Below are 8,054 nucleotides of genomic sequence, written 5' to 3'. Positions count from 1 at the left end.
GCGTATTATGTTAATTTTAGAGAAACTAAACTGATCCAGACTTAAAAAAATAAAATCCATTAAAGAGAGAAATAATGCAGAAAAATATAGTAGTCTCTTTATGTTTGGTTTTTCTCACTGGATGTTTTCAGCGAGATAAGCCCGAGATTCTCCAAGAGGGAGATATCGTGACATGGAAGCAAAATGATCATTTGGTTGTTAAGGCTAAGTTAGGACCAAGGCGTATTCACATTCCAGATACACATTGTAAAAGATGTGAAGCAGAATTTTATCGACCAGAACATGAACATTATTTGGGACAGTTTCCAATAGATTATGTACCCGAGACATTTCCGCCTATTAGTCATGAAGAAGCAACTATGTTACCCCCACCATATGCAATTAATCAGCTTGAATTTAACTTGATGCTGAATGGTTCAACTGTTAAGGCAACTGATAAATCTTTTTACTCTAATCAACCATTAGATGATATTAGTCAAGTTAAGGTTTTTGTTGAGAATGAAAGTAAAATAAATTACACAACCAAAGAGACATATAAGAAGTTTTTGGAAAGTAAAAAAGGAGACTTTGAAAAGAATATTTCTGAGGAGTATGGCTTGTCCTGTTACTCGATAGAAGATAAAAACCTTTGGTGTTTTGGTGAATCTAATAATAAGTTGATATCAGGACTTTCATTCAATTTTGAAGATAAGAATAAAATTGTAGTTAATTCATGGGAGCATATTTATGCTGGGGTAAAAGTTTATTGGGTGTTTGACCGAAGTGAATTAAAAAATTGGAAAAAAATAGAAGCTAAGATATGGGAGCTTCTTGATAAATGGAATGTATCTCCACTTTCAGATTCAAGTCAGTAAAGTAGTAATTGGTCATTTAGCATAATAGGCGCCATACGAATAAAAAATAATAATATTTAATTTAAAAAACCTACCAACAATATAAAGTTTACCTGCATACACTACAGCGTTAGACCTTTGCATTTAAAAATGAGCTTGATACAACGCCAGTAATTTTTGTGCACCAACTAGTAGATTTTCTTCCCAATCCAGATGCGCAGTATCATTGGCACCATCAGTAATATATTTGACTGAAATCAAACGTACACCCAATTTTTGGCACACTTTAGCTAAAGCATAGGCTTCCATATCGACGAGATTACAACTGACCTTTGGAACGCCTGTTTCAAACGAATCACCCGTGCCGCAGACCCCTTTGGGTAAAAGCTCAAAATGGGCTTGGGTATGGATCTCCGCAGGAATCTCATCATCCATCGGTGTCACGCCTACGGCAAAACCTAAGGGAGACACATCCATATCGCGCTGTACAAAAGTGACCACCTCAACCAGACTGTGCGCGTCGAAATGTGAACTACCTGCACTGCCTAGATTGATCAGCGTTTTACAGCCTGTCTTTTGAATCACCTCAAATGCCTTGAATGCTGCATTAATTTTGCCGATGCCACTGTAATGAACGTCAATGCCTGCTTGTTCAAACAAACCTTTGGATTCATTCGGTAAGGCCATAATCAGAGCAATATCAGCATTCATAAAAAAGACTCGTTCAAATCAAAATAGAGACACAAAAAAGGTGTGCTAAAGCACACCTTGATATTATTGCATCTTCTGCTGTAAGGCGACCAAACAAGGAGAGAAAAATAATTGACCGCTATACGCTCCTGCCAACGTTTTCTTCATCACTAATGCCCATAGGCCAACCAACAACAGGCTTAAAACCACAGCCGCATACTGTAAGAAATCGATATGTAACTGATGCGCTAAATTAAAGATCGCCAAAATAAAGACACCGAATGGGAAAGTCAGTCCCCACCAACCCAAGTTAAATGGAATGCCAGTACGCATATGACGTAGTGTGGTCAAAATCGCAATCCCAAACCACCATAAGCCAAAACCTAATAACACCAAACTTGCCACAATACCCAAGGCTGGAAGTAAGGTCGCTAAACCTTCGAAACCCATCGCCTGCATAATACGTGGCGCTTGTTCACCCAGCAATAATAACGCTAATGCACCTGTTCCAATAGGCCCTAAACATAACCAGCTAGAAATCGCGACCTCTTTTTCAGGTAACTGGTGCAAAGCCAAACGTAACATCAAAATGGTTAAGATCGCAAAAGCAGGTAAGACAGAAATGCCCCACAACACATAGCCTGTGATCAACATGGTTAACGCATGTTGATCGGCAGCTAAATGCTGCAGCAACAAGCCTGCTGAGCTAGCCGCAACTTCACAGGCCACGATCGGGAGTAACCATACCGCGGTCATCCGTTGTAATTGATGATCTTGGCAGCTAAACATACAAAATGGCACCACCCACGCAATCACTACTGCAAGAACAACATCGATATACCAAAGGTAAGTGGCAATCTGAACGGCAATATCGCCATATAGATGGATACCAAAACTCAGAAAACCATTGGTAATCGTCGCTAAGCCCATCGGAATCGCACCGAGGAATAAGCTCATATTGGGGTGAGTAAAAATCTGCTTGGCTTCAGCCGGAAATAAAATCCAGCGTAAAATATAAAGCACACTAAAAGTGCTAAATAACAGAATATTAAACTGCCATAATTTGGTCGCCAGCATAAATAAGACAGATGAAGCGAAAGGCAACTGTGCTAAAATCATCGCGACCACACCTGTTCCCATGGTTGCAGTAAACCAGTTCGGGGTAAAATGGCGAATTACATCAGTGCTCTGCTCTAGCTGATAAAACGGCTTTTTCATCTCTTTCTCAATATCAAGCGACTATGCAGTTATTTTAGGTCAATCCACAAATAAGAAAAATTGATTTATTTTTATTTAATGAATCAATTTAATTGATATTAAAGCTTTAAATATTGAAATTTTTCTGTGTAAAAACACAACAACAAGACGAAACGCTGAGAATATGGCAATATATAGCCTTTGCAAAATCACTGTATTTAACGCCCATGAAGTTGCTTCGTCTCAACGCTTTATCGCCAGATTTTCAGTTACCTCCAACTGCGGTAACGATTGGCAATTTTGATGGTGTCCACCTCGGCCATCAAGCGATGATTGCCCAACTCAAAACGTTGGCTGAAGCGCAAGGCTTAAAAACATTAGTGATGATTTTTGAGCCACAACCACTTGAATTCTTTAAAGGTTATGATGCGCCTCCACGCATCAGCTCGCTCAGAGAAAAAGTAGAATATTTAACTGAGCTCGGTGTGGACTACATTGCAGTTGCGAAATTTGACCAATATTTTAGAAGTTTAAATGCCACAGAATTTGCTGACCTACTTAAATTAAAACTCAATGCGCAAAGCTTAGTGCTGGGTGATGATTTTCATTTTGGTAAAGACCGTCAAGGTAACAGTGAATTCTTGCGTAACTACGGCTTTGATGTCACTAATTTAAATACCGTGGCTTTAAATAATGAACGCGTTAGTTCAACCCGTATTCGTCAGGTTCTACAAGAAGGTAATCTGGCATTAGCAGCAAAATTATTAGGTCGTCCTTATAGCATCACAGGTCGCGTGCAATATGGTGATCAGATTGGCCGTACCCTTGATTTTCCAACCATTAATGTGCGCTTAAACCGCCACAAACCGTGTTTAAACGGTATTTATGCGGTGGATGTAGTCTGTGAAAATGCCTCACTTACAGCAAAAACAAAACATACTGATCCTGCTCTGAACGGGATTACAGGCTATCAAGCTGACAGTTTATTTGGTGCAGGTCATGTCGGGACACGCCCAGCCATCAAACAAGAACATCCAGAGTGGCGATTAGAAGTACATTTTCCTGATGTTTCTGCTAATCTGTATGGCTTATTGATGCGGGTGACTTTTCTTCACTATCTACATGGTGAACTGAATTACCCTTCGCTTGAAGCACTCAAAGCTGGAATCGATGATGATGTGCAAAAATTACGAGACTATCGTGAACGCACACCAGAATTTCCTTTTTAAATTTAAATTTCATTTGTAATACATGTCAGTTTAGACTGATAAAACTGGAAGAAAACTTGCATGAGCGATAAGCAAACTCCTGAAAATGCAGTGGATTATAAAGCCACACTCAATTTGCCAGATACTGAATTTGCCATGAAAGCAAATTTGGCTGTGCGTGAAGCCAAATGGTTAGAAGAGTGGTATGCCGACAACATTTATCAGCAGATTCGTGAATCGCGTATTGGCAAGAAAAAATATGTTCTTCATGACGGCCCTCCATATGCCAATGGTCAAATCCATTTGGGCCATGCCGTCAATAAAGTCCTCAAAGACATTATTATTAAAAGCCGAGTTATGGATGGCTTCGATGCGCCATACGTACCGGGTTGGGACTGTCACGGTCTTCCAATCGAACTTAAGGTCGAAGAAAAAGTCGGTAAAGTAGGTGTTAAAGTCGATGCCTCCACTTTCCGTAAAGCGTGTCGTGAATATGCCTACACCCAAGTCGAATTACAGAAAAAAGACTTTGTGCGTATGGGTGTATTTGGTGACTGGGATAATCCATACCTCACTATGAACTTTAAGCAAGAAGCGGACATTGTTCGTTCGCTTGGCGCAATTGCAAAAGCAGGTCATATCGAACCAGGCTTAAAACCTGTGAACTGGTGTTTAGACTGTGGTTCTGCACTGGCAGAAGCAGAAGTTGAATACGAAGATAAAAAATCAGATGCAATTGATGTTGGTTTTACGGTTGTTGATCTTAAAGATCTCAGCACACGCTTGAATGTTGATGTTCAAGATGCCACGGATATCGTGATCTGGACAACTACACCTTGGACACTGCCTGCCAACCAAGCAGTGGCACTCCATGCTGAAATCGACTATCAACTTGTTCAAGTACAAAGTGATCGTGGTACACAAAACTTTATTCTGGCCAAAGATCTGGTTGAATCGGCAATCGAACGTTATAAGCTCGAAAATCCAGTAGTACTGGCTGATTTTAAAGGATCAGCAATCGAGAATGTCTTATTACAACATCCTCTGATTACTGATCGCCAAGTGCCTGTTATTTTAGGTGAACACGTTATCGCGACCAGCGGGACAGGTGCAGTACATACCGCTCCTGGACACGGTGTGGACGACTATAAAGTTGGCTTACAGTACAACCTAAAAGTAGATAATCCTGTCGGTGGTAATGGCGTATATTTACCAACAGCGCCGATTTTTGCAGGCGAACATATCTATAAAGCTAATCCAAAAATTATCGAAGCTTTGGGTGCTGTCGGTCGTCTATGGGCGCATCAGCCAATCAAACACAGCTACCCACACTGCTGGCGTCATAAAACCCCGATTATCTTCCGTGCGACACCTCAATGGTTTATCAGCATGGATGCTAAAGGTTTACGTCAGACAGCCTTGAATGCGATTGAAAATGACATCGAGTTTGTCCCAGATTGGGGTAAAAATCGTATTCAATCGATGATTGAAGGACGCCCTGACTGGTGTATCTCACGTCAACGGACTTGGGGTGTGCCAATCCCGTTCTTTGTACACAAAGATACCAATGCTTTGCATCCTCGTACGCCTGAATTGATCGAAGAAGTAGCTAAACTGATCGAGCAAGAAGGGATTGATGGTTGGTATAACCGTGATGCTAGCGATTTTATTGGTGCAGATGCTGAACAATACAATGCTGTACGCGATACGCTAGACGTTTGGTTTGACTCTGGTACAACACATTACGCAGTATTGCGTGAACGTGAAGAATTACAAGATCCAGCAGACTTATATCTTGAAGGTTCAGACCAACATCGTGGCTGGTTCCAATCATCGTTGTTAACTTCAATTGCGATTAATCAACGTGCACCATACAAAGGTCTTCTCACCCACGGTTTCGTGGTGGATGAGAAAGGTCGTAAGATGTCTAAATCATTAGGCAACATCATTACCCCACAAGACATTATTAAAGATATGGGTGCAGATGGCTTACGCTTCTGGATTGCATCTGCTGACTATCGCTACGAAATGACCGCAGGTAAAGAAATCTTTAGCCGCGCATCAGATGGTTACCGTCGTATTCGTAATACCTTACGTTTCTTGTTAGCAAACCTGAATGGCTTCAAACCCTCAACTGATGCTCTACCTGTAAATGAATTGATTGCATTAGATCAATACATCTTACAACGCGCTGCTGAAGTTCAAAAAACTATCCAGCAAGCCTATGAAGAGATGAATTTCCACATTGTGACCAACGCATTGACCAACTTCTGTATCAATGATTTAGGTGGTTTCTACCTCGACATCATCAAAGATCGTCAGTACACCACCAAAGCGGATTCACAGGCACGTCGTTCTGCTCAAACAGCGCTATATCATATCGTGCAAGCTTTTGTTCGTTGGATGTCGCCAATCTTGAGCTTTACCGCACAAGAAGCTTGGCCATTAATTCCAGAACAAACTGGCAAATATGTATTTACAGCTGAATGGTATGGCATTCCAACGGCATCAACAGCAAACTTACTGTCTGAAGCAGATTGGCAAACATTGATTAGCGTAAAATCAGCAGTAAACAAACAGATTGAAGCAGCGCGTAACGCTAAACTTGTTGGTAGTAACTTATCTGCAAAAGTTGAACTTTGGGCAGATGAAGCATTACAAACATTGTTAAACCAATTGGCTGATGAATTACGTTTTGTCTTGATCACTTCTCAAGTCATCGTTCACCCTTATGCTGAACAAGGTGAAAACACGGATCTCTCAGGATTACGTGTCCAAGTCTCCGCAGCAGATGGTGAAAAATGTGTACGTTGCTGGCATGTATTGCCAGATGTAAATACACACGTTGGTCATACTGGATTATGCGCTCGTTGTATCGTCAACGTCACTGGCAGTGGCGAAGTGAGAAAGTATGCCTAATACACAAGCAAAAAAAGGCTTGTTTCAATTTTATCCGCACAATTTACTTTGGCTCGGGCTATCAGTCCTTGCCATTGTGTTGGATCAATGGACTAAATGGATTGCGAGCTCACATTTAAATTATGCAGATCCCGTTCCAGTACTGCCTTTTTTGAATTGGACTTTACTCCACAATCATGGTGCAGCCTTCAGCTTTTTATCTGATGCGGGTGGTTGGCAACGTTATTTATTTACCTCTTTGGCGGGTGTGGTATCCATCATTTTTATTTTTTGGTTGATGCGTATGCCAAAGAAAATGATTGTATTACCAATGGCGATTGCGTTAATTCTTGGTGGTGCAATTGGCAATTTAATTGACCGTGTTAGCTTAGGTTATGTCGTCGATTTCATCCACGTTTATTATCAAAATAACCACTTTCCTGCGTTCAATCTTGCGGATAGTGCCATTACTTTAGGTACTATTTTACTACTGATTGATACCTTCTTCCTTGAAAAGAAACGCAGCCCAAACATGGAAAATTAAGATGACTGAAATTATCCAACCAAACGAAGAAATTCGTATTCAAGATGGCTCAAAAGTCGACTTACATTTTTCTGTTTCTATTGAAAATGGTGTTGAGATTGACAATACACGTAATCGTGAAGAACCCGTCAGTCTTGTGATTGGTGATGGTAACCTGTTACCTGGCTTTGAAAAGGCATTATTTGGTTTACGTGCTGGCGATCGTCGTACCGTACATTTACCCCCTGAAGATGCGTTTGGTCCTTGGAATCCTGAAAATATCCAAATCTTCGATACTGTAAAATTTGAGCAACGTCCAATCGTTGGTCATATGATAGAATTTGAAGACAAAGCCAAAGCAACGTTGTTCGGCATCGTAAAATCCGTCAATGACGACACTACAGAAATTGATTTTAACCATCCTCTTGCTGGTAAAAATATTACCTTTGAAGTAGAAATTTTCAGAGTCACCCCGGCTGGTCAGCAAGGCATCAAATTGATGTAACAAAAAAGCTCTCAAATGAGAGCTTTTTTTTACGCTAAAGAAAAGTATAAGATCATTAAAAGTATTTATTTTTAAAATCAAACTAATAACACATAGGAATTTCAATATGCTCATTTATATTATTGTTGGTAGTGTTCGGGAAGGTCGTACAGCGATCAAAGTCGCAAATTGGGTACAGCAAGCAACGACTAAACTCACCT

At 40.6% G+C, this 8,054-nt stretch carries 7 protein-coding genes and 1 pseudogene; 6 read left to right on the top strand and 2 right to left on the bottom strand.

The window, feature by feature from the left end; genetic code table 11:
- Positions 1 to 167: 167 nt before the first annotated feature.
- On the top strand, positions 168 to 854 hold the full coding sequence (locus AAV96_RS00890; RefSeq protein ID WP_227505812.1) for a hypothetical protein: 687 nt from the start codon (positions 168 to 170) through the stop codon (positions 852 to 854).
- A gap of 123 nt (positions 855 to 977) precedes the next feature.
- Here the strand turns inward: AAV96_RS00890 and AAV96_RS00885 are convergent, their stop codons facing one another.
- Entirely contained in the window at positions 978 to 1,544 is a 567-nt protein-coding gene (locus tag AAV96_RS00885; RefSeq protein ID WP_004665381.1) for a hypothetical protein, read from the bottom strand.
- A 63-nt stretch (positions 1,545 to 1,607) separates the two neighbouring features.
- Positions 1,608 to 2,741, bottom strand: a complete 1,134-nt coding sequence (locus AAV96_RS00880) for a TDT family transporter (RefSeq protein ID WP_046737948.1) — start codon at positions 2,739 to 2,741, stop codon at positions 1,608 to 1,610.
- Positions 2,742 to 2,947: 206 nt separating this feature from the next.
- Here AAV96_RS00880 and ribF point away from each other — a divergent pair, with 206 nt between their 5' ends.
- From ribF to AAV96_RS18090, 5 genes and pseudogenes are all read left to right on the top strand, one after another.
- Positions 2,948 to 3,949 carry a riboflavin biosynthesis protein RibF gene (ribF, locus tag AAV96_RS00875; RefSeq protein WP_046737947.1) on the top strand — a complete coding sequence of 334 codons (1,002 nt, stop codon included), beginning with the start codon at positions 2,948 to 2,950 and terminating at the stop codon, positions 3,947 to 3,949.
- A gap of 60 nt (positions 3,950 to 4,009) precedes the next feature.
- The gene (gene ileS, locus AAV96_RS00870; protein WP_046737946.1) at positions 4,010 to 6,847 is read left to right on the top strand and encodes an isoleucine--tRNA ligase; all 2,838 of its coding nucleotides are present in this window, start codon (positions 4,010 to 4,012) and stop codon (positions 6,845 to 6,847) included.
- Entirely contained in the window at positions 6,840 to 7,370 is a 531-nt protein-coding gene (lspA, locus tag AAV96_RS00865) for a signal peptidase II (protein ID WP_046737945.1), read from the top strand. The genes ileS and lspA overlap by 8 nt, the downstream gene beginning before the upstream one ends.
- A gap of 1 nt (position 7,371) precedes the next feature.
- On the top strand, positions 7,372 to 7,854 hold the full coding sequence (locus tag AAV96_RS00860; RefSeq protein ID WP_005218993.1) for an FKBP-type peptidyl-prolyl cis-trans isomerase: 483 nt from the start codon (positions 7,372 to 7,374) through the stop codon (positions 7,852 to 7,854).
- Between the two features lie 106 nt (positions 7,855 to 7,960).
- Positions 7,961 to 8,054, top strand: a pseudogene (locus AAV96_RS18090) (NADPH-dependent oxidoreductase); the annotation flags it as partial.

It is taken from the genome of Acinetobacter sp. AG1, assembly GCF_001005525.1.
Lineage (GTDB): Bacteria > Pseudomonadota > Gammaproteobacteria > Pseudomonadales > Moraxellaceae > Acinetobacter > Acinetobacter modestus.
The sequence above is the reverse complement of the archived record's forward strand: the minus strand, read 5'-3'. Positions and strand labels throughout refer to the sequence as shown.